Raw genomic sequence first — 21,200 nt, 5'->3', positions numbered from 1 at the left:
TTCAGCAGTATTTTTTCATTTCCAGCATAAGCGGGAGGAACAGCCCTTGTTCAACGCAGGCTTCAATGACTTCCCTGGCCTCCAGCTTGGGCTGCAATCCTGCCTGGAGTTCATGGAAAAGCGGGTGGAAGTGAACAAATCCTTCCGCTTTCTGTTTTTTCATATCCTTGCTCAATTTTTCACATAACGCTAAAATATCGCCTGCTTCTTTCTGGCTTAGTAATTTTTCGACAATGAGGAAGTCAAACTTCAAGTTTGTTCCCTTCACCATTTTTAGAAGCAGTTTTTGGTGGTATTCAAGTATTTTAATTTTTTCGGCTATATCGTTATTCGTCATGAAAAAAGTTCCCTTCTTGCTTTTCTTTGGCCCCGCACCAGCCTCCATTTTCCATCCTGGATGCCGCACACGGCGCGTCTGCATTCTTTAGTGCATATTTTACCATTTATTCAGGAAAATCTTTTGGAATTTACCTGATACGCTAAAAAACTATCTTTTTTAAAGATTTTTTGATATTGTATTTAACATAATAAGTATGTAAAAGGAGGGATTCTAGGATGATCTCCATTTTTATTGTGTTTATTTTATTCGCTGTCTTCATCCTATTCTTTATAAACAAATTAACAGACTCCCTCTGTATACAAAAAGAGATTCCTGAAGAACGGCAATCAGGTGTTTTCAGGACGATCAATGTCCTTATAACCATTCTTTTAATCTCTTCATTTGTGGAAATTTTATATTCAACATGAAAAGCGGTGAAGGAATAGCTTCACCGCTTTTACGCATGCACTTGGCACTTTTTGACTTTTCCTTGTTACCTTTTACACTTGAAGGCTTTGTTAGACTGCAAGCCCGCCATTACAGCCAAGCCGCACCTACAATAATCAACAGGATGAACAACACGACGATCAACGCAAATCCTGCACCGTATCCTCCGCCCATTCTAACACCTCCTTCCAGTAGCGATAAACTATCTTATTCAGCCCATACACTGTCCGCATAGGCGTATATCATGAGTATCCCAATTTTTCATTGAATCACGGCGGCAGCCCGCCATATTCAGCAGAATGCCGAACCTACAATAATCAGCAAAATGAACAGGACAACAATTAACGCGAATCCTGCATTATATTGGCCCATAGACATTTACCTCCTTTTTTCTCTTCGCCATATCCTATGTAAGCTGGACCCCATTCGGTTGGATGTTTGCCCATCGGCCTGCTGGTAAAATTTATTAAAATATTTTTGTCAGGAGAGCACTTTGTGTTATAGTAAATCTTGTGGACTTACAAGGAACCACCAGAATTAATATTTAGGAGTTGTTCAACATGAATAAATGGGTCCTCCCTCTGACCCTTGCCGGGGTTTTAACTTTATCTGCCTGCAATGGCAATGAGACATCTGAAGCTGTCGTCGAGTCTGACGCTGGAAATATCACCAAGGATGAATTGTACGAAGCGATGAAGGAGAAAGTTGGCGAGCAGACGCTTCAGGAACTTTTGTACAGTAAAGTGCTTGGTGACAAGTACGAAGTGTCAGACGATGAAGTCAACAAAAGAGTCGAAGAATTAAAGACCCAGCTTGGAGACAATTTTGAACTTGTCCTGCAGCAGAACCAGCTGGAGGATGAAGATGCCCTGAGAGAATTCCTGAGGGAACAGATGCTGATTGAAAAGGCAGCCTTGAAGGATGTAGAAGTATCAGAAGAAGAAGTAAAGCAGCGTTATGAAGAATATCAGCCAGAAATCAGGGCAAGCCACATCCTGGTTGAAGATGAGGCAAAAGCAAAGGAATTAAAGAGTAAGCTTGACGGAGGAGCGGATTTTGCTGAATTGGCGAAGGAGAATTCAACGGACCCTGGCTCAGCTGAAAAAGGCGGAGACCTTGGATTCTTTGGCCCTGGTGCGATGGTTTCTGAATTCGAGGAAGCAGCCTATGCCCTTGATGTCAACGAAATCAGTGATCCTGTTCAATCCCAGCATGGCTGGCATATTATTAAAGTGACCGAGAAAAAGGAAAAAGGGTCCTACGAGGATATGAAAGAGGAGCTTGAGTACGAGCTTAAGCTAACCAAAGTGGATGCCACTCAGCTTCAAGCCACTCTTCAAGACGAGCTGAAAGAAGCCAATGTGAAAATTAAGGACAAGGACCTCCAGGGAGTCATGGAAACCCCGGAGACGCCGAAGCAATAAAAAAAACTCGCCTATGGCGAGTTTTTTTATGCTTCAAGGGAACCCTCCCTTTTTTCCTTTTCCCTTTCCAGCCGTTTCATATAAATTTCCCCTTCCCGTTCAATGCTTTCCATTTCCTGCTTTCGTTCCTCTTTGCCAGTTCTGATTGCCATGAAAGCACTTATGAGAATGCCAGCACCCACGAAATACACCCAAATGGGAATGACCATGGTTCCACCTCCTCTTGAAGGGTTGTCCTATAATATACTTCATACATATGAGCAAAAGATGGGATTATGACAGGAAGGCAGTGAATTTTTTATCATCTGGCATTCTTTTAATTTAGCATTCTATTATTTATGGAAAGCTGGTTTATAGAATGACCGGTTATCGAGGGCAAAATTTCTTTCAGTGAACTCGCCTGGTTTTACGCGGCTCAATGCCCGATCAAGCATATTCATTTTGGCATCCAGATTATCAATATAATGAAGGATCTCTGCTTCTTTGATTAAAGGCGGTTTCGGGCTCCCCCATTCAGCCTTGCCATGATGACTTAAGACCAAATGCTGAAGAACGATAACCTCTTCTCCTGATATCCCCAGTTCTTCGGCTGCTTTGCCGATTTCATTCACCATTATGGAGATGTGCCCCAGCAAGTTCCCTTCAACTGTATAGGTTGCAGCGACAGGGCCTGAAAGTTCATGGACTTTTCCAAGGTCATGAAGGATGACCCCAGCAAAAAGCAGGTCTTTATCAAGACTGGGATAAAGACTGGATATCGCTTTGGCAAGGTCCAGCATCGAAACGACGTGGTAGGCAAGGCCTGAAACAAACTCATGATGATTCTTGGTCGCAGCCGGATAATTCAGGAATGCCTGTTGATGCTTTTTCAATAGATGGCGGGTAATACGCTGGATATTCGGATTTTTCATTTCAAAGATATACTGGGTGATTTTCGATACCATCTCTTCCTTATCCAGCGGGGCTGTTTCGAGAAAATCAGACAGCTTTACATGATCTGCGGGGCCAGCTGCCCGTATTTGGCGGATTTTCAGCTGCATTCGTCCCCTGTAATTTTGGATATCTCCCAATACTTTCACAATTCCTTCGGGGCTGTATGTGTTTTCCTCGCTATCCGACACATCCCACAGCTTTGCTTCAATCTCCCCGCTTTGATCCTGGAGGATCAGGGTTAAAAATGGCTTGCCATTGCTGGCAATTCCCTTTGTCGCGTTTTTGATCAATAGGAACTTTTCTACCTGCTCCCCAACTTCATAGTCAAGTATTCCTTTATTCATGTCTTTTCCTCCTAAAGTGAGTTCTGCACCAATTGACCTAATGGCAGGATCTCTTCATTTTTAAACTGGTCCAGCAAGTGCCTGTGGCAGGKGAAAAACAACACCTGGTTCTGAGGCATTCCACGCAGCAGCTTGAACATCATCTGCGTTCTTTCCTCATCAAAGTTGACAAAGCTGTCGTCAATAATAATCGGATGTGGAAAACGGGAATACAAAGCAGAAGCAAGTGCAAGTCTTAAAGAAACATAAACCTGCTCGGCGGTTGCCTGGCTTAGCTCATTGGCTTCAAATAATGTATGGTCTTGCCTTTCAACAAGAAAGCCGCTTCCAGATTGCTGGGGGAGTATACGTATATACTGGCCGCTGGTTAAGCATTGCAAGTACTCCTCCGCTTTCGCAAGGAGCTTAGGCAGCCTCTCCCGTCTATACCTTTCCACCGTCCCTCTAAGCAGCTCCCTGGCCACAGCCAGTCCAGCCCACTCCTTCGCTTCTTCCCGGAATTCATATTTCAACTGGTTATATTTATGCAGCAGGTCAGGATACAGCCCCTCTTCCAGTACGGACATCCTATGCCTTATTTCAGCCAGGGAATTTAAAATTCCGTTCTGTTCCCTTTTATATGATTCCAATTGCAGCAGGGCCTTTTCGAGCCGTTCGGCAGGAAGGTTTCCCTCGCTTGCCTCTGAAGGACGTGAATCTGTAATGCCTGAACTTTCCAGCTGAATCGCGAGCTCCTCGAGCCTGCTTTTCCATTCCCTCTCCTGCAATGCTTTTAAGCCTATTTCCCTGAAGGATTCTTCATCCAGGACGTCTGCAAGCTTCAGGAGCTTCTCCTTTTCCTGCTTCAAGTGCTTTTGCTCGTTTGCAAGCCGGGAAAACTCATCCTTCACCTCCGCCAACTTGGATGTAACTTCGCGGTGCCTTGCCTGCTTGTCGTACTCCTCGCGAATCCTCTTCTTCAACAGAGCTGCTGCCTCCTGGATGGCGAGGTTCTCATTATGAAGGAACATGGCCGCGAGTTCCCTGAAGGCCGAATGGACGTCTTTCTGCTGTGCCTCCAAGAACGCGAGCCTGTCTTCCAGCCGCTTTTTTTCCCTGAACAGGAGCTTTTGCTTTTCCACAAGCAGGAAAGCATCAAAAATCTTAATGGTGCCGGGCCTTTGATTTAGATGCAGCTGTTCCACAACTTCTTCCTGCCGGGAGTTCGTTTCTGCCCCTTCCCTTTCCCAGGCCTCATAAAGCTGGATGACCTTTTCATAGCGGGTATTTTGCATTTCAAGCCGGCCAGAATAGTCAAGGTACATCCTCCGATTTTCCTCATCCTGTGCAAGCATGCTCCTAAGACTTGCAGCATCAAGATTATCGCTGCCCTGAAGTCGGGCTTTCAGTTCTTTTTCCTGTGCCTTTGCCCAGGAAAGATCTTCCTGTTCGCCTCCTCCGTGGCCAGTTACGTTTTTTACCAGGCGCAAATACATGGAAAGAACCGGAATAAACCCGGCGGCACCAGCAGCTGTAACGACCCATTGCCTGTTCCAGATGCCCCACAATGCAAGCAGCAGAAAAATCAGCCCAAAAAACAGGAGTGTATTTCCCTGGCGCTTTTGCTCCGCTTTGCTCTTCCTAAGGGAGGAGGCTTGATTGGATTCAAACGAGGCAATCCGTTCCTGGACTCTATGAAGTTCCGATTTTAGCTTTTCTTGCTCTTCCAAGGTTCGAAGCTGGCTTCCAATCCTGTCTTTTGTCTTTTCATCCAGCAGTTTCCCTTTGTAAAAAGCTGTTTGGGACTCCAGTTCTTCCAATACCGTTTTTTCCTCTTGAAAATCAGCGTCCAGCCTTCGTTTGCGATCTTTCAGCTGTTGCTGCTTCATCTGTATATCCTCTGCCACTTCTTTCATCACCGAACTGACATTTGCCTGTCCAATGGTTTGCTCATCAAAGCGGACGTGCAGCTGGTCATTTACACGCTCTATATCTTCCATAACCTCATCGATCATTCTCCGTTGATTTTCCGCTTCCGCCCTTGTCTGCTCAAAAACCGGCAAAGTATCCAAAACAGATGTTATCTCCGCCTCCCTTGCAAGCAATTTCCTATCAGGCTCACAAACTGCCGATTCCTCAGCCAGTGTCTTGTTTCGCTCTGAAAGCCATGCCAGGCGGGCTTCAATTGGCTGCAGCCTCTCCTCAATGCGCTCAAGGCGGCGAAGCCCATCTGCCGGGAATGCCACCTCGCCCAGGCGGGCCAAATTTGCTTCGAGCTTTTCCATCTCTATAAGAAGAGGATACACCCTTTCCAATTCTTTGAGATAAAAAACCTGCTTTTCCGTTTCCGCAATCTCCGACTGATTTCGGAGAAGCTTTTCCTCTGTCGCTGCCTTTCTTGTGAGAAGCATGCTGTACTCGTCCGCTTCCGACTCTGCCTGTTTCAGCATCTCGTAGGTTTCGCGCAGCTGTTTCAGCTTTTCGTTAAGCCGGGGCTTTTTCCCGCCCGGTTTAAAACGTTGTTCCAGCTCCTTTTGCAGGCTGTCTTCCGCACGCAGCAGCCTGTCGCTTCCCATAGTGCCGGCAGAAAACAAAAATGGGCCAAGGTCATCGCCTTTTAGCTGCTGGATATTCTGCAAGCCTTGCAGGCTGAAGGAAAATATGGACTGGTATGTCCCTCTGTCCATACCTCCGAGCAGTTCGTCCAATAATTCCTGGCCGCCTAGCCTTCCATCCTGAAGAGTTACAGTAACATCCCCTGTAGCCTTTCCTTTTACCCGTTCAATCACGGCTATTCCGTAAGAGGGGAACTCTGCCTTTAGGTAGCCGCCGTATTTGGAGTGCAGCTTCGGTTCATACCGGAGTTCCGATTGCTGCCTGGTAGGGAAACCAAACAAAACGCCATGAATGAAAGCCATAATGGTTGATTTCCCGGCTTCATTTTCCCCATAGAAAACCTGCAGGTTCTGCAGATTTTGAATTCGCACATCCTCAAGCTTGCCATAACCATAAATATGTAATTCATGCAAATACATGCAGTTTGCCCCTTCCTCAGTCCTGTGCCAGAAGATGGAGCAACCTTGTCTCCGCTTCCAGCAAAACCTGCTTCCTCTCTTCTTCATTCAGGCCCTCAAGATGCCTTCTCGCCCCGTTGTGGCTGAATAGAGGCATCAGTCCTTCATGCCAGCGGTCAAAACCGTCAATTTCGGAAAAAAGGTCTTCGAAGAAGTCTCCTTTCGCTGCAGCCACGCTTCGGTCAATCCCAGCCATATCGCCTATGGTCAAATCACGCACCCATACAAATGAATTCTCGTCTTTTTCTTCCTCCTGAAGAATCTCCAGCAATTCACCGCTTTGGAGCATCGTTTCGGAATCAGGGTCAAGCATGTGGGCTTGTTCGATTTCCAGCGAAAGAATTACGCCTTTTCCCTCGCTGCGAACTTCGCTGACCGCCTGCCTGCAGGCATCAAACAGGCTTCCGGGACTGGCTGCCTGCGAAACATCCAATTTCATTTCAAGCCACTGGACATCATGGGAGGGCAGAAACTCGTACCATGTTCCCCGCTCGGTCAGCGAAACAGTGTAGAACCCCTTTTCGCCTTGTTCTTTCGGATTTCTCCCCTGCGGATTCCCAGGGTAAATGACCGGAGGTTCTTCGGATAAAACTTGTCTTTTATGGATATGCCCCAGAGCCCAGTAGTCAAATTGTTTTTCATAAAGATCTCCAAGGCGGAAAGGGGCATATTTGCCATGGTCACTGGCTCCCTCAAAATGTCCGTGAAGGATTCCAATATGAAAGTCTGCTCCCTCTCTTTTCTTGTATCGGTCAATCCAGCGGTCTGTCAAATGCCGTTCCGGATAGCTAAAGCCATATAGATGGACGGTTGTTCCGTCTTGTTTGGCAAATTGCTTTATCTCCACTTCGCCTGCAAAGACATGAACATTTTCCGGCATCTCCAGCTTCATCCATGTCCCCCCCAGATGGTCATGGTTGCCGTGGATTATATATGCAGGAATTCCTTTCTCGGCCAGCTTAGCCATTTCTCCGCGGAATCTCGCCTGGGCGCGAAGGCTCCGATTTTCGCCATCAAAAACGTCACCAGCAATAATAACAAAATCAACTGCTTTTTGGATAGCTTCGTCCGTCATATTGGCAAGTGCCTTGAAGGTGCTTTCCTGAAGCCTTTTAAATATCTTCTCTGGAAGATGCTTAAGACCTTTGAATGGGCTGTCCAGGTGAAGGTCAGCCCAATGCATGAATGTGACTTGTTTCATATAAATTTCCTTTCACCGCTTTTTACCCATTTTACCATCTCCCAAAAGCGAATGCACGTTCTCAGAAAAGCGGAAGCGCCTGGTCAGACCCGACCAGCATAAGACGCGCCAGGATAGAAGGCGTTCTTTGCCTTCAATTCTGGAGTGGCTTATGACTCGAGGGTCTAGGCGCTGGAGCTGGACAAAGAAAAGCGGAAGCGCCTGGTCAGACCCGACCAGCATAAGACGCGCCAGAATAGAAGGCGTTCTTTGCCTTCAATTCTGGAGTGGCTTATGACTCGAGGGTCTAGGCGCTGGAGCTGGACAAGGAAAAGCGGAAGCGCCTTGGTCAGACCCGACCAGCGCCGGGCTGGAAAGTCAATAAATAAAAGCCGGACCACAGGTTGTGAATCCGGCTTGCTTGTTTATTTCTTCTTTGTCAGCTGCAAGGCTGTTTTAATATCCTTAAAGGAATTGGACTTTCCATACATCAGCACTCCGCCCCGATAAACCCGCGCTCCAAAAGCGGCCAGGAGGATGATGGTTCCTGTCAGGATGGCAATTGCCAGACTTGTTTCCCATAGTGGGATATTCAGCATCCCTACCCTTAGGAACATAATCATCGGGGTAAAAAATGGGATAAACGAAGTAATCGTAATAAACGGTGCCTCCGGCTGGCCCAGACCGAACATCGCAATCATAAACCCGGCGACAACCAGCAGGGTCATGGGGGTGATCATTTGCTGGACATCCTCAATCCTGCTGACCAACGATCCAAGAAAAGCGGCAAGAGTGGCATAAAGAAAATAGCCTAGGAGAAAGAAAATGACAGCATACGCGATTGTTGCCCCAGGTATATTGCTGAAACCAAAAAATTCGAAAAAGCCGCCTTCCATACTTTCAACATTTGTCTTTACCGAAAAGTACCCTACGATAAGGAACACGGCTAGCTGTGTCAGTGACAGCAGCCCAATTCCAAGTATTTTTGCAAACATCTGCTTAATCGGCGATACGCTTGATATCAGGATTTCCATTACCCTGGAGGATTTTTCGGTTGCCACCTCTGTAGCGATCATGCTCGCATACATAATGACGGAGAAATAAATAATGAACAGCAGCACATACACGAGCCCCCTGGCCTGGCTCAGTTCTTCCTCGGTTTTGGCATCCTCGGCAAGCGCGGAACGTTCAAATTCAACAGGTTCATAAAGATCGGCCAGCTGCTCCGGGCTCAGGTTGAGCGAAGCAGATGCCATCATTGTTTTAAGCTGCTGGAGGCTGCCCTCAATTTCGGAAACCAAGCTTGAATCCGCCATGCTCATTGACTTAAAGGAAGCTGCAGGCAAATTTTCACCAGTCATCCTTAGCTGAAGCAAACCCGAGTAATCTCCTGCCTCGACCTTTTCCTCTGCTTCGCCCACACTGCCGGTGAACTCAACCAGTTCCACATCTGTATCCCCTGCCAGCATTTGCTGTTCAAGAGGGGCAAACAGCTGTCCGGATTCGTCGATCACGGCAATTTTCTCGGCTTCCCCACCCTTTTCAAAGAAATCGATGATTCTGGGAATGTTGGTCAATGCAATTAAAATCAGCGCTGTCAGGACCGTTGTAACCAAAAAGGATTTTGTTTTCAGTTTGCTTAAATATGTATGGAACAAGATGATAAAAAAGTTATTCATAGGAAGCACCCGCCTTTTCAATAAAAATATCATTCAGTGAGGGTTCTTCTAACACAAACTTGCGGATAAAGCCTTTTCCCACTATACTCTTCAGGATTTCCTCCGCAATATTTTCACCCGTCACCTGGAGATGGATTCCTTCCGGTGTGTGCTTTGCTTTTGTTACACCACCGTGATTTTCAAGAGAACTGATATCAAAGTCCGCATGGATCACCAGGTTCTTCTTTCCGAATGAACGCTTTATTTCTTTCAAGGCCCCATGGACAACAGGCCTGCCTCTTTGCATAATGCAAAGATGCTCGCACATTTCCTCCACATGCTCCATCCTGTGGCTGGAAAACACGATGGTGGTACCCGCCTCCTTCAAGTCAATGACGGCCTGCTTCAATAATTCCACATTAACCGGATCAAGACCGCTAAATGGCTCATCCAGGATAAGAAGCCTTGGCTTATGTATGACAGCTGCAAGAAACTGTATTTTTTGCTGATTCCCCTTTGAAAGCTCCTCTACCTTTTTATCCATATACTCGGGAACTTTAAATCTATCGAGCCAGTATGCCAACTCCCTCACTGCATCCTGTTTCTGCATCCCTCGCAATCTCGCAAGATAGACGATTTGCTCTTTCACTTTCAGCTTGGGGTACAAGCCCCTCTCTTCAGGCAGATAGCCAATGATTGGGCTTGTGGAATAGTCAATTTTCTTTCCGTCCAGCGTGATGCTTCCTTTGGTAGGGTCCAAGAGCCCAAGAATCATCCGGAAGGTGGTTGTCTTTCCCGCACCATTGGCTCCCAGGAAACCAAACATTTCTTTTTCAGGTATTTCGAGTGACAGGTCGTCTACAGCTGTAAACTCCCCAAAATTTTTCGTGACTTTTTCTAGTTTAAGTGCCATTACCTTCTCCTCCTTAGCATTATATTACTACGAAACGGTCGGAAAAAAGTTCCATTTAATTGTTTTTATTATATTTGAACTTTTTATAAGATTGTGTAAAAATAAAATTAATAAAGCTCATAAAAAGGGGTAAACGATATGGATACATACAAATTGACAGCATTTAAGCCTGATGGGGAAAAGCTGCTGGACGAGTCCTTTCAAGCGGGAAATGACGAAGAGGCAAAAGAAGTCGGCAGGAGACTTCTTGCAGAGAAAAATCTTGAAGACAATACCCATCGCTGCACATCTCCGAGAGGGAAGTTGGTACTTTTCCACCCATAACCCCAGGTATGTATTTGAATAATAAAAAAGCAAAGAGGCTCCTCTTTGCTTTTTTTATGCCTATTTCCCTATGAAATTAGGTTTTCGTTTCTCAAGGAATGCCTGGATGCCTTCCTTATGGTCCTCTGTCTGCCGCATTTTATATTGTGCAAACTTCTCGAGCTCAAGAAATTTCAGAAKGGAAGCCCGATTCTCTTCTGCATAAATCTTCTTTGTTTTGATCATGGCCTGAAGCGGTTTTTGCTGCAACTCTTCCAGCTTGATGGCTATCGCTTCATTGAGGTCTCCTTCGATGACTTCATCAATCAGCCCTATTTCCAGGGCTTGCGCTGCCGTCATTGGCTTGCCTTCCCAGATGTGATGCTTTGCCTTTGTTTCGCCGAGACGCTGCTTCATAAAGAAATGTCCGCCTCCATCAGGAATCAGCCCGATGCCGATGAAGTTCATCGCAAGCTTGCTTCCCGGGTCAGCCATGATATAATCCGTGGCCAAAGCCAGGCTGAAGCCAAGCCCCGCAGCCGCACCGTTAATAGCGCTGATTGTCAGCTTTGGCATGCTGTATAGCGTCGTGACGAGTTCATTGATGCTTTCCATGATTCCGTAGAAATCGCTTTCATTACTGCCCGCAAGCATTGTCTTAATATCGCCGCCTGAGGAAAAGGCACGTCCGGCCCCTTTCAATAACACAATTTCCACTTCATCCGAAATGCATAACTCCTTCAAATTCCATGCCAATCCTCTGATCATTTCCAAATCGAGTGCATTTAAAGATTCTGGCCTGTTCAACTCGACTGTGGCCACCTTGCCTTCTACACTTACCTTGACAGTATCCGTTTTAAATTCGGTAGTCAAAAGAGCTCCCCCTCCTTTATGTTCAATTCTATTATAATGAAAACCCTTGAACATGGACACTACTTTTCAGAATTGTCCAAACGCCATTTTCCACTAACATCGGCCCAAAGAAAAAAGCTCCTATAGGGAAGAGGAGCTTTTTGAGAATAGTTCATTTAAGATGGTGATTTTTTGGTCCGTATAGTCTTCAAAACCGTCATTGTATGATTTAGGGTCCTTCGGATTGGCGAAGTGGGTGATCTTACCGGTTTCCGGATGGATGAATTTGCTGGAAGCACCACAGCCGAGCCCGATAATGGTTTGTTGTTCTTCCATAATAATGATATTGTATAAGCTTTCCTGGCCAGGCATGGAGTAGCCGACATTTTCCAGGTTGCCAAGGATGTTTTTCTGGCGATAGAGGTAATAAGGGACATAACCGTGGCTTCCCGTCCACTCCTCGGCCATGTTCATCATTTTCTCCACTTCCCCCCGGTCGGCGACTTTATATTTCTCCTTGTTCCTGGTCATTTCCGATGCACGCTTGAAAGATAAAGTATGGACCGTCAGCGATTCAGGCATCAGCTTTTCGGTTTCTTTCAGTGAGTGGCCGAATTCCCCGGTTCCTTCACCAGGAAGGCCGATAATCAAATCCATATTGATATTATTCATGCCCGCTTCTCTGGCAAGATGATATTTGTCCACCGTTTCTTCCACTGTATGATGACGTCCAATCGCCTTCAGCGTTTCCTGGATATAGGATTGGGGATTAATAGAAATACGGTCGATGTTCCATTTGTTTAGAACATCCAATTTCTCCGGGGTTATCGTATCCGGACGGCCAGCCTCAACGGTGATTTCCCTGATGTTTTCAACATCTGGAAAAGAAGTGTACATTTCTTCGTAAAGCATATCCATTTCTTCAGCACTTATCGAGGTTGGGGTGCCGCCGCCATAATATAAGGTGGTAATTTTAATTCCGTTATCCTTCAGCCACTCGCCAATCTTCCGCATTTCATAATGAAGGCCTCCAAGGAAACTGTTGACAGACCCTTGCCGGCCATTGATGGCATAGGCAGGGAAAGTGCAATAGGCACATTTTGTCGGACAGAAAGGAATCCCGATATAAATGCTCACTTCGCGCTGCAAATCGTATAGGTCTGGCATGACAGAAAGCTGCCGGTCAACGATTTGCTGCATGAGCCTGATTTTTTCCGGGGTAATCATATATTCTTCCTCAAGCTCAGCATGGGCCTGTCCAGGGTCTATACCTTCCCGGAGCTTATTGTGAAGAAGCTTTGTAGGCCTCACGCCTGTAAGGATGCCCCATTTTTGCATAATCCCGGTCCAATCCTGCAGGACGGTTAAAAAAGCATGGGAAACGGCATTTCTAATTGCGCGGAACCTCTCTTTTTCAGTTAGGTCCTCCTGAAGACCTTTTTCATAGGCAGCCCGGTGCTGTTCCCCATTCCCCGCTGTTAATTTTGCGTCAACCTGGATGCCGTCTTCCGCTGACACCGCCAGTTCAATAACAGCATCGCTATCACGGTCCGGTTTGGAGAAAGCGAGTTCGGCCTCCTCAAAAAACAGGTTGGCAATCAGCTGCAATGGCCTTTCAAGCCTGTCATCTTCTATTCCTTTTATATATATAAACAAAAATATCACCTTTTCAATTTATGCTTCCTATAGTGTACTGAATCCCCCTGGCAAGGTCAATACAGGGGAAAACCAAAAAAAGCCTGCACATGCATGCAGGCTGAATGTCTATTTTTTCAGTATATTCATCTTCCTTAAAAAAGAAATAGGATGCTGTTTACGGAAATGCTCCTTGACCATGTAGGCAACCCCGTTCTGATTGTTGGACCTGGTGACCCAGTCTGAAGCCCTCTTTACCTCGGGGGACGCATTTCCCATTGCCACGCCCAATCCGCATGCTTTCAATATTTCTATGTCGTCCTGCCCATCGCCTATTACAACCATCTCTTTCAAAGCAATGCCCAACTGTTCTCCCAAAGAAATCATTCCGTTCAGCTTTGAAACCCCCTGCGGCAGAATATCCAGCCTCAGGTCATTAAGCTGGGTCATATTGATTTCGGAAAACATCGACATCAAAGCTTCCCGTGCATCAGTCAAGTCATCCTCATATTCAAAGTACACCTCAATTTTAGGCGCTGTAGCGGGATCGTCTTTTAAGGTGTCGCTGATGGAATCTACAAACTGCTGGGAGTAAAACATTGGATCCCCAGTAGTAAATACTGTTTTGGCCAATAGGTTGTGATTCAGCTTATACTTGTTGGCCAGCGAATATTCATCGTGGACAATCCTGATTTGGCAGGGGAATCCTTCCAGGAAGCGGATAATTTCATAGGTGATGTCTTCCGGAATCAATTTGGCCATAACAGGCTTCCCCAATTGCTGGGCTATATAGGCACCCTGGTGGGTAACGAGCATGGAATTATTAATTTTCAGGGCCTTTGCCACCTTTCTGGCAGATGGGAAGCTTCTTGAAGTAAGAAGCGTGACATATACTCCTTTCTGCTGGACGTAGGCAATGGCCTCCTTTGTAGATTTATGGATCCTTCCGTTATCCTGGATAACCGTCCCATCCACATTCAAGGCAAGAAGACGATAGATCATAATGTGGCCCCCATTTCTGTGATGTTTCTACCCTTATATGAACATTATGAAAAGGAAGGACAAAATAGAACTGAGGGAACCTTTGCGAAAAAGCAAAAAAACTCCCGGAACTTTGTTCCGGGAGTACATGATCTTATTGGTTTTCCTGGACGCCGTAAAGCTCCTCAAGCGGCTTCATGATGACCTTGTTGATTTCAGCGATGACCGTGCTCATCCTTTGCTCCGCTTCCATCAATCTCGAGATGGTTTCATGCTGCTGCACTAAAGCCACTGTCTTTTGAGCCTGTTCCACTTCCTCCTGGGAAATTTCCTGCCCCATCATCTGCTTTTGCTGAAGCTGCATTTGAATATTGCGGAAGTTCTCAAACATCCTGCGGGCTGATTCATCATTATTGACTTCATCATATATTTTTCTCAAGTTTACATATTCGTCACTGGTGCGAATTGCTTTTTCCATTTCATATGCAGAATCATAAAGGTTTACTGCCATTTTAAAACACTCCTTCTCCGTTTCGGAATCCCCTACACTATATCAGACTATGGCTTCAATTGCGAGAAGTTCACAATTTCCTCTCGTAAAGGCTGCTGCTGGCACATTATATCAGCCCGGAACATACGATACGGTATCAGATTATCGCCCAATTTCAATCTTTTTAATCCAAATGGGATAAAAGAGGAGAATATATGGACCAATTGCCCACTGTACAACCCCATTCCCCCATTATGGCCGTTCTTACTGAAATAGAATACGAATCAGGGATGGAGCCTTCATTTGGCAGCATTCACGACTTTTGCCTCGAATTGCAGGAGCTGTTCACCAGCTCCGGCTGGTTCTTTTATGTTTTTTCATTAAAAGGGGTCACAAAGGACGGCATAACCGGGTTATATCGCGACGGCAGCCGCTGGACGAAGTCAAAGATGCCATTTCCGGATATTGTCTACAACCGGATTCATTCAAGGCGGAGTGAGTCCAGCCAAATCTTCATTGATTTTGTAGAAAAGATGAATGAAGCCAGCATCCCTGTGTTCAACAGGCGCTTTCTCAATAAATGGGAAGTCCACCAATGGCTGAATTCCCGTAAAAATCTTCAGCGCTTCCTACCCGAGAGCTGCGTTTACTCCCGGAATTCACTTCAAAGGATGGCTGCGTCCCATGAAGTTCTCTTCCTAAAGCCCGTAAATGGGAGCCGGGGCCGGGATATCATGCGCATCCAAAGTCAGGACAGCACATGTGATGTTTCACTATCTTCCCGAAATGGAATCGAAAGTCTGAATACCTGCCAAAAGGAAGACCTGCCCGCGATTTTGAAGCGATACCTGAAAAAGCAGCTGTACCTCCTCCAGCAAGGCCTTCCACTATTGAAGATGGATAACAGGAGTGTGGATTTCAGAATTTTATGCAACCGGAGTTCAAAGTATGATTGGAGGGTGACATCCACCGTCGCCCGATTGTCTGCTCAAGGACATTTTGCCGCTAATTTGGCTGCCGGAGGGGATACAATTCACCCCCTTCGGGTACTGCGCCATTTTTTTGGGGAAGCGCAAAGCACATCCAAGCTGGATATGATCAGGGAATTAGCTTTGGAAGCGGCAAATTGTACGGCGGATAGCAGCGAAGAATTGTTTGGAGAACTGGGAATAGATGTCGGGGTTGACGATAATGGGCATCCATGGATCATTGAGGTCAACTCGAAACCATCGAAGAACGACCATATCGGAAAAAGTTCCTGCCGCCCTTCTGCAAAAGCGATTTTGGAGTATGCCCAAATTCTTTTAAGCGAAACCAATCCCCCGGAGAAAGGAGGCTCCAGATGAAAAGTCTTGGAATCCTTACGTTAAACCTTAACAGTGAAAATGAATATTTTACGGAAATAGCCATGCGCTCACTAAGATACGGAATTGGGTGCTGCCGTTTCAAGCCATCGGGTATCCATCCTGTCACCCATCTTGTTACCGGCGAGAAGTACAGCCACGAAACAGGGAAATGGATTGCCTGCGAGTTTCCTGTCCCTCCCATCCTGTACGACCGCTGCTTTTACGGGGAGGACTCCGTTTCAAAGACTTCAAAAGCAATTGTCCAATGGCTCAAACAACGGAAGGACATCACTTTTCTCGGCTACGGCCTGCCGGATAAATGGACCCTTTACCAGGCTCTTGCAGATTCCCCTTTAAAGGCTTATCTAATTCACACAAAAAAAGCGGAAACTCCCGAACAGGTCCTTGAGCTTCTGGAGAAGAAAAAACAGCTTCTCTTAAAACCGGCCTTTGGCTCGGGAGGAATGGGCACTGTCCAGCTGGGGACCGACAGCGGGGATTTTACAATCAGGGTGGAAACCCAACAGGAAGTCCTTTCTACCGTAATAACCAGTAAACAGGATGCACTCAATTGGATCCATAAGCTTCTATTAAAAAGAGACTATCTGATTCAGCCATTTCTCGACCTTACGGATGACAATCAGCGTCCGTTTGATATACGCATCCTCCTCCAAAAGGATGGAAGCGGGAGCTGGACGGAAAGAGGAAAGGGCATCAGAGCAGGCTGGCAGGGTGGCATTTTGTCCAATTTGCGTACTGGAGGGGAAGTTCTCCCTGTAACCCACTATCTTAATGGGCTCAGGCTTGACGTGCAGGCATATATCCTGGATGAATTAAACGATATCGTATCCAGGCTGCCCGTCATTTTGGAAGAAAAGTTCCCTCCATTATTTGAAGTTGGAGTGGATATTGGCATCTCCAAGGACCATGCTATATGGATCATGGATGTGAATTCCAAACCTGGCCGTAAAGTGATGCTAAAGACCGGCCAGGAAATAAAAGAGCAGCTTTATTCAGCTCCACTTGAATACGGCCAAATGCTTTTGATGAACATCGAGAAAGGAAGGTATAGCCGTGAGAAAACGCTATCGGATTGAAATCAGCCAAAACAGACAGGACCAGCATGTTTATTTGCCGGCGGAACTCATGCACACCATGCCCCTCAGCCGGCTGTCCTTTGGCAGCAGGGTCATTGAAGCAGACTGCATTCCTCATGACAAAGAAAAAATCATAGTCGGAGAGTCTGTGTACAACAGTTTAGCCATACCTGGAAACGAAGCAATTCTCCATGCTTTTTCCGAGCAGGACACTTTGTTCATTGGCCCGCTGATTGGTGTCCTCACCTCAGGGTTCACTTCCTTCCCTTTACGCCCACTGGGCGACAGAACCAATATTTTCGCCAAGCTTTTGTCTGTCAATAAAAGTGTCGGCGTTATGACCTTCCTGTTTGGGGAAGAACATATTGATTGGGAAAAAGGGCTGATTAAAGGGTTGTTCTTTGAAGGACAACAGTGGAAAACATATGAGGTCCCTTTCCCAAATGTCATCTATGACCGGCTTCCGAACAGGCGGTCGGAGAAAAAGGCCAACATTAAAAAAGTGAAAGAAAGGATGCAAACGGACTACCTTATTCCAAGCTATAACCCTGGCTTCTTCAGCAAATTGGATATATTTGAAAGGCTTTACCAGGATGAGCTAGCATGCACTTTCCTGCCCGAGACCCATCCTTTCACCTCATTTACTGTCATAGAACGAATGCTTGCCGACTATGGCCATGTGTATGTAAAACCAGCCAATGGCAGCCTTGGGCTCGGCATTCACCAGATCCTTTTTGACCGCAGAAACAGCACCTACTATTGCCGGTACCAGGATAATGACGGACAGAAAAAGCTGACAAAATTCAACAGCCTGGAAACCCTGTTTAAAAAGGTCTTTCATAAGCGGAAGCTATCAAACATGATTGTCCAGCAGGGCATTCATCTGATCCGGGAAGAGGGGCGTCTTATCGACTTCAGGATCCACACCAACAAGGATGAAGATGGACTATGGCAAATTACAGCGATGGCGGCAAAAGTTGGCGGTCAAGGGAGCCCGACCACCCATATTCGAACTGGTGGAAAAGTCATGACTATTGAAGAGGTTTTCAGAAACAGGGATGACCAGGAGAAGTTTGCCCTGGCATTAAGCAGCGCTGCCCTATATTTGAGCAAGGCGCTCGAAAGCCAGGTTGAGGGGATTATCGGTGAGATAGGCTTCGACCTTGGGATTGATAAAGAAGGCAGGGTCTGGCTGTTTGAGGCTAATTCCAAGCCTGGGCGTTCCATCTTCTCCCACCCGAACTTAAAGGAATCCGACCTCTTGACAAGAAAACTGACACTTGGCTTCGGGATTTTCCTGGCGGAGAAAGCCATTAAATCGCCAGAGGCTCTTTTCACATGAAACTTTGGTACGATCCCTGGCAGGAATTGTGGCATCAGGATGAAACCCGGGAGCTGGTCACATTCGGGTCAAACAGGGTCAGGCTGCCTTCCAGACAGGGGGAAGGAGGGTTTTCAGCAGAGGTAAAGGTGAAGGATGGGAATGCCGGCCCGCTTATCGGCATTCTTGCCTCAATGTCTCCCCAAGGGACCATTGTGGGCAACACCTCCCTCTTCACTACCCTTCAAAAGCAGGCAATCGAACGCAGCGGCCTTACCATCGTGTTTCCGCCAGAAGGAACGGAAAACGGCAGTATAACCGGGTGCATGTTTGATCTTAAAAGGAACAAATGGCTCCCGGTTTGTGCGCCACTCCCCCATGTTGTCTATAACCGCGTCCCTTTAAGAAAAACAGAGAAATCAATGGCTTTCCAGGAAGCCACTGCCTTGTTTGAAGAGTGGCAGATTCCCTTTTTCAATCCTTCTTTCATTGATAAGTACGACCTTTATAAAATATTTTCCAGAAACCCCTTTTTGGAATTGCTGCTGCCAGAAACAATAAGAGTAGATGAGCCGAAAACACTGAAAGATTTTCTGGATCATCATGAAGGGGTCTATTTAAAACCTTCCCTCTCCTCCCGGGGCAGCGGTCTTTACCTCCTAAGGCGCCATTCAGGCAGCTCAATAGAACTGGAAAGCCCTGCCGCCAAATGGACCTACCCCTCATTCGACCATTTTTGGGATTCCAGAAAAGAAGGTTTATTGAAGCGAAGCTATATTGCACAGGCCGAGATTACTCCAGCCAAGATTGATGGAAAGCGGTTTGATTTCCGGATCCACATCCATGACAGCCCAGAGGGCTACAAGGTGACAGGAGTCGGAATCCGTCGCGCCCAAACCCAGAATCTAACCACACATGTTCCAAAAGGCGGTATCATCCTCCCGTATGAAAAGGTCCGAACAAAGGAGCATGACCTCTTTATCAAAAGACTGGCAAGGGAAGCAGGCAGCCTGCTGTCCAGGCATATGGGCTATTTCGGGGAATTCTCCATTGATGCCGGCATTACCGAATCAGGCAATTATGTATTATATGAAGTGAACTCCAAACCAATGGCCTTCGACGAAACAGATATCGAAAATGCCAGGATCGAAAAATTACTGGATTTGCTGTTTCGCAAAAGCGGATTTTGACCTTCATATTGGCACCCTCCTTTCCCGGGAGTTAAAATGAAAGAAAAGCGAAAGCACCTTGAACAGCTCCGACAAGCTTAAGACGCTCCAGATTAGAAGGCTCCTTCAAATCTGGGTGGCTTATGGTTCGAAGAGCTAGGCGCTGGAGCTGGACAAGAAAAAGGGGGGAGGAGAAAGCATGCTGCAGCACTTTCAGTACAAACCGCTATTCACCAATACAGAAATACCAGGCTGGCATATTTCTTTCTACTATAAAAAGCAAAAACATAATGCCATCTACCACCAGAACGGAAGCATCGAGTGGAAAGACAGCGCACCTGCAGAGGAAGAAAAAACGCAGCTAGAAGCACAAATCCACGAACTAATGCTATATCATGTTTATGATAAATAGAAAAGCGGAGGTGCCTGTTCAGCCCCGACAGGCGCTGGAGGGCCAGGAGAAGAAGTCGCCCTTTGACTTCATCTCCTGGACCGAAGCGTCCCGAGGGGCTAGGCACCGCAGCTGGACAATAGAAAAGCGGAGCCGATTGTTCAGGCCCGACAGGCATAAGACGCGCCTGAATAGTAGGCGCTCTTTGCCTACAATTCAGGAGTGGCTTATGTCCCGAGGGGCTAGGAGGCGCAGCTGGACAATAGAAAAGCGGAGCCGACTGCCCAGGCCCGACAGGCATAAAACGCGCCTGAATAGTCGGCGCTCTTTGCCTACAATTCAGGAGTGGCTTATGTCCCGAGGGGCTAGGAGGCGGAGTTTAAAGCTTCTTTTGATATCAACTAATTAAACGAGGAAGAATTCATGACATGCTGAAAAAATTACAGACTTTATTTCCCGCATCAATCACTGCCCAGACCCCGCCTGATACAGAAGCTGGCGATTACTACTGGTTTAAGGATGAAGCAGAACCGGCATTATGGCTCGGGATACCTAAGGATGACATCACCGCGGAACAGCTCGCCGTCTTGAAGACTTTATTTAATATTGTCGACGGTGAAAGCCCCTTCCAGGTTGGAGAATCCTCCAAAAAGTGGAGAGACTTCTTGAATGGTAAAAAAGATGCCCCTTTGCTTCCCGAGAGTGGCGTCCGCATCATCCAGTATCATCTGAAAGGTTCGGATGGGGTCCAGCAAGAGCTGGAAGAGGCGCTGATGGAGTTTTTCCATGAGGCTCTGGCCTTTATCCCAACTGACCAGTATTATGGAATCATTATTGAAGATGGCGCGGACACAGGATATCACGAAGACGATTTCCACTCGATTGCCGCAACTCTGGAGAACGACTTTTTTATCAGAACAACCTTCTATATTGGCAAAGTGAGGCAGGAGCCCGAGACAATCCGTTCATCCTTTCAGCTCGAACAAGAGCTCTTCTTCAGAGCCCAAGCTTTGCTTTTTACAGACAGAGTCTTTTCCTTTGAAAAAGTGTTTCCTTCCCTAGTGGCTGCACAGCTTCCAAAAGAAGCTGGGACCCTCCTTAAGCAGGACATGGTCCGCATTTTTCAGGAAGACCGGGAACTGCTTGAGACAATGAAGATATTCCTCGAGAATAATTCCAATGTGTCCATGGCAGCAAAGAAGCTTTATATCCACCGCAACACGCTACAATACAGGCTCGAAAAATTTACGGAAAAGACCGGGATCAGCCTCAAAAGTTTCAACAGTACCGTGACTGTCTATGTTGCCTGCCTAATGGCGGATTTTCCCGACTAGCCCTTTTCTG

General features: G+C 46.6%; 22 protein-coding genes. 9 read left to right on the top strand and 13 right to left on the bottom strand.

Annotated elements, in window-relative coordinates:
* Window position 1: 1 nt before the first annotated feature.
* The gene (locus ADU22_RS08760; RefSeq protein WP_053364510.1) at window positions 2–337 is read right to left on the bottom strand and encodes a DUF1878 family protein; all 336 of its coding nucleotides are present in this window, start codon (window positions 335–337) and stop codon (window positions 2–4) included.
* Window positions 338–555: 218 nt separating this feature from the next.
* Here ADU22_RS08760 and ADU22_RS08755 point away from each other — a divergent pair, with 218 nt between their 5' ends.
* Window positions 556–747, top strand: a complete 192-nt coding sequence (locus ADU22_RS08755) for a hypothetical protein (protein WP_046525816.1) — start codon at window positions 556–558, stop codon at window positions 745–747.
* Between the two features lie 109 nt (window positions 748–856).
* Here the strand turns inward: ADU22_RS08755 and ADU22_RS24180 are convergent, their stop codons facing one another.
* Together ADU22_RS24180 and ADU22_RS24175 are read right to left on the bottom strand one after the other, a co-directional pair.
* A complete protein-coding gene (locus tag ADU22_RS24180) occupies window positions 857–940 on the bottom strand; it encodes a YjcZ family sporulation protein (protein ID WP_082252812.1) in 84 nt (27 codons plus the stop codon).
* Window positions 941–1,057: 117 nt separating this feature from the next.
* Window positions 1,058–1,144, bottom strand: a complete 87-nt coding sequence (locus ADU22_RS24175) for a YjcZ family sporulation protein (protein WP_082252811.1) — start codon at window positions 1,142–1,144, stop codon at window positions 1,058–1,060.
* 182 nt (window positions 1,145–1,326) lie between these two features.
* On the opposite strand from ADU22_RS24175, the gene ADU22_RS08750 reads away from it, so the two are divergent.
* Window positions 1,327–2,190, top strand: a complete 864-nt coding sequence (locus tag ADU22_RS08750) for a peptidylprolyl isomerase (RefSeq protein WP_053361803.1) — start codon at window positions 1,327–1,329, stop codon at window positions 2,188–2,190.
* Window positions 2,191–2,216: 26 nt separating this feature from the next.
* Here the strand turns inward: ADU22_RS08750 and ADU22_RS08745 are convergent, their stop codons facing one another.
* The 6 genes from ADU22_RS08745 to ADU22_RS08720 all read right to left on the bottom strand — a co-directional run bounded on the left by ADU22_RS08745 (window position 2,217) and on the right by ADU22_RS08720 (window position 10,271).
* A complete protein-coding gene (locus tag ADU22_RS08745) occupies window positions 2,217–2,399 on the bottom strand; it encodes a sporulation YhaL family protein (RefSeq protein ID WP_053361802.1) in 183 nt (60 codons plus the stop codon).
* A 123-nt stretch (window positions 2,400–2,522) separates the two neighbouring features.
* The gene (gene yhaM / locus ADU22_RS08740) at window positions 2,523–3,467 is read right to left on the bottom strand and encodes a 3'-5' exoribonuclease YhaM (RefSeq protein WP_053361801.1); all 945 of its coding nucleotides are present in this window, start codon (window positions 3,465–3,467) and stop codon (window positions 2,523–2,525) included.
* Between the two features lie 11 nt (window positions 3,468–3,478).
* Entirely contained in the window at window positions 3,479–6,481 is a 3,003-nt protein-coding gene (locus tag ADU22_RS08735; protein WP_053361800.1) for an ATP-binding protein, read from the bottom strand.
* Window positions 6,482–6,497: 16 nt separating this feature from the next.
* Entirely contained in the window at window positions 6,498–7,721 is a 1,224-nt protein-coding gene (locus ADU22_RS08730; RefSeq protein WP_053361799.1) for a metallophosphoesterase family protein, read from the bottom strand.
* Window positions 7,722–8,125: 404 nt separating this feature from the next.
* A complete protein-coding gene (locus tag ADU22_RS08725; protein WP_053361798.1) occupies window positions 8,126–9,379 on the bottom strand; it encodes an ABC transporter permease in 1,254 nt (417 codons plus the stop codon).
* Window positions 9,372–10,271 carry an ABC transporter ATP-binding protein gene (locus tag ADU22_RS08720; protein WP_053361797.1) on the bottom strand — a complete coding sequence of 300 codons (900 nt, stop codon included), beginning with the start codon at window positions 10,269–10,271 and terminating at the stop codon, window positions 9,372–9,374. The genes ADU22_RS08725 and ADU22_RS08720 overlap by 8 nt, the downstream gene beginning before the upstream one ends.
* Before the next feature lie 138 nt (window positions 10,272–10,409).
* Between ADU22_RS08720 and ADU22_RS08715 the strand changes: the two genes are divergently transcribed.
* Complete coding sequence (locus ADU22_RS08715) at window positions 10,410–10,595, top strand: YhzD family protein (protein ID WP_053361796.1); 186 nt, start codon at window positions 10,410–10,412, stop codon at window positions 10,593–10,595.
* Window positions 10,596–10,655: 60 nt separating this feature from the next.
* On the opposite strand, the gene ADU22_RS08710 is transcribed toward ADU22_RS08715, so the two are convergent.
* The 4 genes from ADU22_RS08710 to ADU22_RS08695 form a co-directional block, all read right to left on the bottom strand.
* A complete protein-coding gene (locus tag ADU22_RS08710; protein ID WP_053361795.1) occupies window positions 10,656–11,447 on the bottom strand; it encodes an enoyl-CoA hydratase in 792 nt (263 codons plus the stop codon).
* Between the two features lie 120 nt (window positions 11,448–11,567).
* Window positions 11,568–13,091, bottom strand: coding sequence for a coproporphyrinogen III oxidase (locus ADU22_RS08705; protein WP_502688737.1), 1,524 nt, complete (start codon window positions 13,089–13,091; stop codon window positions 11,568–11,570).
* Window positions 13,092–13,190: 99 nt separating this feature from the next.
* Window positions 13,191–14,063 (bottom strand): Cof-type HAD-IIB family hydrolase, encoded by an 873-nt coding sequence (locus tag ADU22_RS08700; RefSeq protein WP_053361793.1) that lies wholly within the window; start codon window positions 14,061–14,063, stop codon window positions 13,191–13,193.
* A gap of 133 nt (window positions 14,064–14,196) precedes the next feature.
* On the bottom strand, window positions 14,197–14,553 hold the full coding sequence (locus ADU22_RS08695) for a YlbF/YmcA family competence regulator (protein ID WP_053361792.1): 357 nt from the start codon (window positions 14,551–14,553) through the stop codon (window positions 14,197–14,199).
* 194 nt (window positions 14,554–14,747) lie between these two features.
* Here ADU22_RS08695 and ADU22_RS08690 point away from each other — a divergent pair, with 194 nt between their 5' ends.
* The 6 genes from ADU22_RS08690 to ADU22_RS08665 all read left to right on the top strand — a co-directional run bounded on the left by ADU22_RS08690 (window position 14,748) and on the right by ADU22_RS08665 (window position 21,190).
* The gene (locus ADU22_RS08690; protein ID WP_053361791.1) at window positions 14,748–15,878 is read left to right on the top strand and encodes a YheC/YheD family endospore coat-associated protein; all 1,131 of its coding nucleotides are present in this window, start codon (window positions 14,748–14,750) and stop codon (window positions 15,876–15,878) included.
* A complete protein-coding gene (locus ADU22_RS08685) occupies window positions 15,875–16,975 on the top strand; it encodes a YheC/YheD family endospore coat-associated protein (protein WP_053361790.1) in 1,101 nt (366 codons plus the stop codon). Before ADU22_RS08690 ends, ADU22_RS08685 begins: the two co-directional genes overlap by 4 nt.
* Window positions 16,953–18,317 (top strand): YheC/YheD family endospore coat-associated protein, encoded by a 1,365-nt coding sequence (locus ADU22_RS08680; RefSeq protein WP_053361789.1) that lies wholly within the window; start codon window positions 16,953–16,955, stop codon window positions 18,315–18,317. Before ADU22_RS08685 ends, ADU22_RS08680 begins: the two co-directional genes overlap by 23 nt.
* On the top strand, window positions 18,314–19,486 hold the full coding sequence (locus ADU22_RS08675; protein WP_053361788.1) for a YheC/YheD family endospore coat-associated protein: 1,173 nt from the start codon (window positions 18,314–18,316) through the stop codon (window positions 19,484–19,486). The genes ADU22_RS08680 and ADU22_RS08675 overlap by 4 nt, the downstream gene beginning before the upstream one ends.
* A 178-nt stretch (window positions 19,487–19,664) precedes the next feature.
* Window positions 19,665–19,877, top strand: coding sequence for a YheE family protein (locus tag ADU22_RS08670; RefSeq protein WP_053361787.1), 213 nt, complete (start codon window positions 19,665–19,667; stop codon window positions 19,875–19,877).
* 407 nt (window positions 19,878–20,284) lie between these two features.
* Window positions 20,285–21,190, top strand: a complete 906-nt coding sequence (locus tag ADU22_RS08665; protein ID WP_053361786.1) for a PucR family transcriptional regulator — start codon at window positions 20,285–20,287, stop codon at window positions 21,188–21,190.
* The last annotated feature ends 10 nt before the right edge of the window (window positions 21,191–21,200 follow it).

The organism is Bacillus sp. FJAT-27251, assembly GCF_001273925.1.
Taxonomy (GTDB): Bacteria; Bacillota; Bacilli; order Bacillales; family Cytobacillaceae; genus Mesobacillus_B.
The sequence above is the reverse complement of the archived record's forward strand: the minus strand, read 5'-3'. Positions and strand labels throughout refer to the sequence as shown.

What these genes read in the sequence shown, in the direction of transcription:
- ADU22_RS08760 (WP_053364510.1), bottom strand. Translation starts at nt 337, where the DNA reads ATGACGAATAACGATATAGCCGAAAAAATTAAAATACTTGAATACCAC.
- ADU22_RS08755 (WP_046525816.1), top strand. Translation starts at nt 556, where the DNA reads ATGATCTCCATTTTTATTGTGTTTATTTTATTCGCTGTCTTCATCCTA.
- ADU22_RS24180 (WP_082252812.1), bottom strand. Translation starts at nt 940, where the DNA reads ATGGGCGGAGGATACGGTGCAGGATTTGCGTTGATCGTCGTGTTGTTC.
- ADU22_RS24175 (WP_082252811.1), bottom strand. Translation starts at nt 1,144, where the DNA reads ATGTCTATGGGCCAATATAATGCAGGATTCGCGTTAATTGTTGTCCTG.
- ADU22_RS08750 (WP_053361803.1), top strand. Translation starts at nt 1,327, where the DNA reads ATGAATAAATGGGTCCTCCCTCTGACCCTTGCCGGGGTTTTAACTTTA.
- ADU22_RS08745 (WP_053361802.1), bottom strand. Translation starts at nt 2,399, where the DNA reads ATGGTCATTCCCATTTGGGTGTATTTCGTGGGTGCTGGCATTCTCATA.
- yhaM (WP_053361801.1), bottom strand. Translation starts at nt 3,467, where the DNA reads ATGAATAAAGGAATACTTGACTATGAAGTTGGGGAGCAGGTAGAAAAG.
- ADU22_RS08730 (WP_053361799.1), bottom strand. Translation starts at nt 7,721, where the DNA reads ATGAAACAAGTCACATTCATGCATTGGGCTGACCTTCACCTGGACAGC.
- ADU22_RS08725 (WP_053361798.1), bottom strand. Translation starts at nt 9,379, where the DNA reads ATGAATAACTTTTTTATCATCTTGTTCCATACATATTTAAGCAAACTG.
- ADU22_RS08720 (WP_053361797.1), bottom strand. Translation starts at nt 10,271, where the DNA reads ATGGCACTTAAACTAGAAAAAGTCACGAAAAATTTTGGGGAGTTTACA.
- ADU22_RS08715 (WP_053361796.1), top strand. Translation starts at nt 10,410, where the DNA reads ATGGATACATACAAATTGACAGCATTTAAGCCTGATGGGGAAAAGCTG.
- ADU22_RS08700 (WP_053361793.1), bottom strand. Translation starts at nt 14,063, where the DNA reads ATGATCTATCGTCTTCTTGCCTTGAATGTGGATGGGACGGTTATCCAG.
- ADU22_RS08695 (WP_053361792.1), bottom strand. Translation starts at nt 14,553, where the DNA reads ATGGCAGTAAACCTTTATGATTCTGCATATGAAATGGAAAAAGCAATT.
- ADU22_RS08690 (WP_053361791.1), top strand. Translation starts at nt 14,748, where the DNA reads ATGGACCAATTGCCCACTGTACAACCCCATTCCCCCATTATGGCCGTT.
- ADU22_RS08685 (WP_053361790.1), top strand. Translation starts at nt 15,875, where the DNA reads ATGAAAAGTCTTGGAATCCTTACGTTAAACCTTAACAGTGAAAATGAA.
- ADU22_RS08675 (WP_053361788.1), top strand. Translation starts at nt 18,314, where the DNA reads ATGAAACTTTGGTACGATCCCTGGCAGGAATTGTGGCATCAGGATGAA.
- ADU22_RS08670 (WP_053361787.1), top strand. Translation starts at nt 19,665, where the DNA reads ATGCTGCAGCACTTTCAGTACAAACCGCTATTCACCAATACAGAAATA.
- ADU22_RS08665 (WP_053361786.1), top strand. Translation starts at nt 20,285, where the DNA reads ATGCTGAAAAAATTACAGACTTTATTTCCCGCATCAATCACTGCCCAG.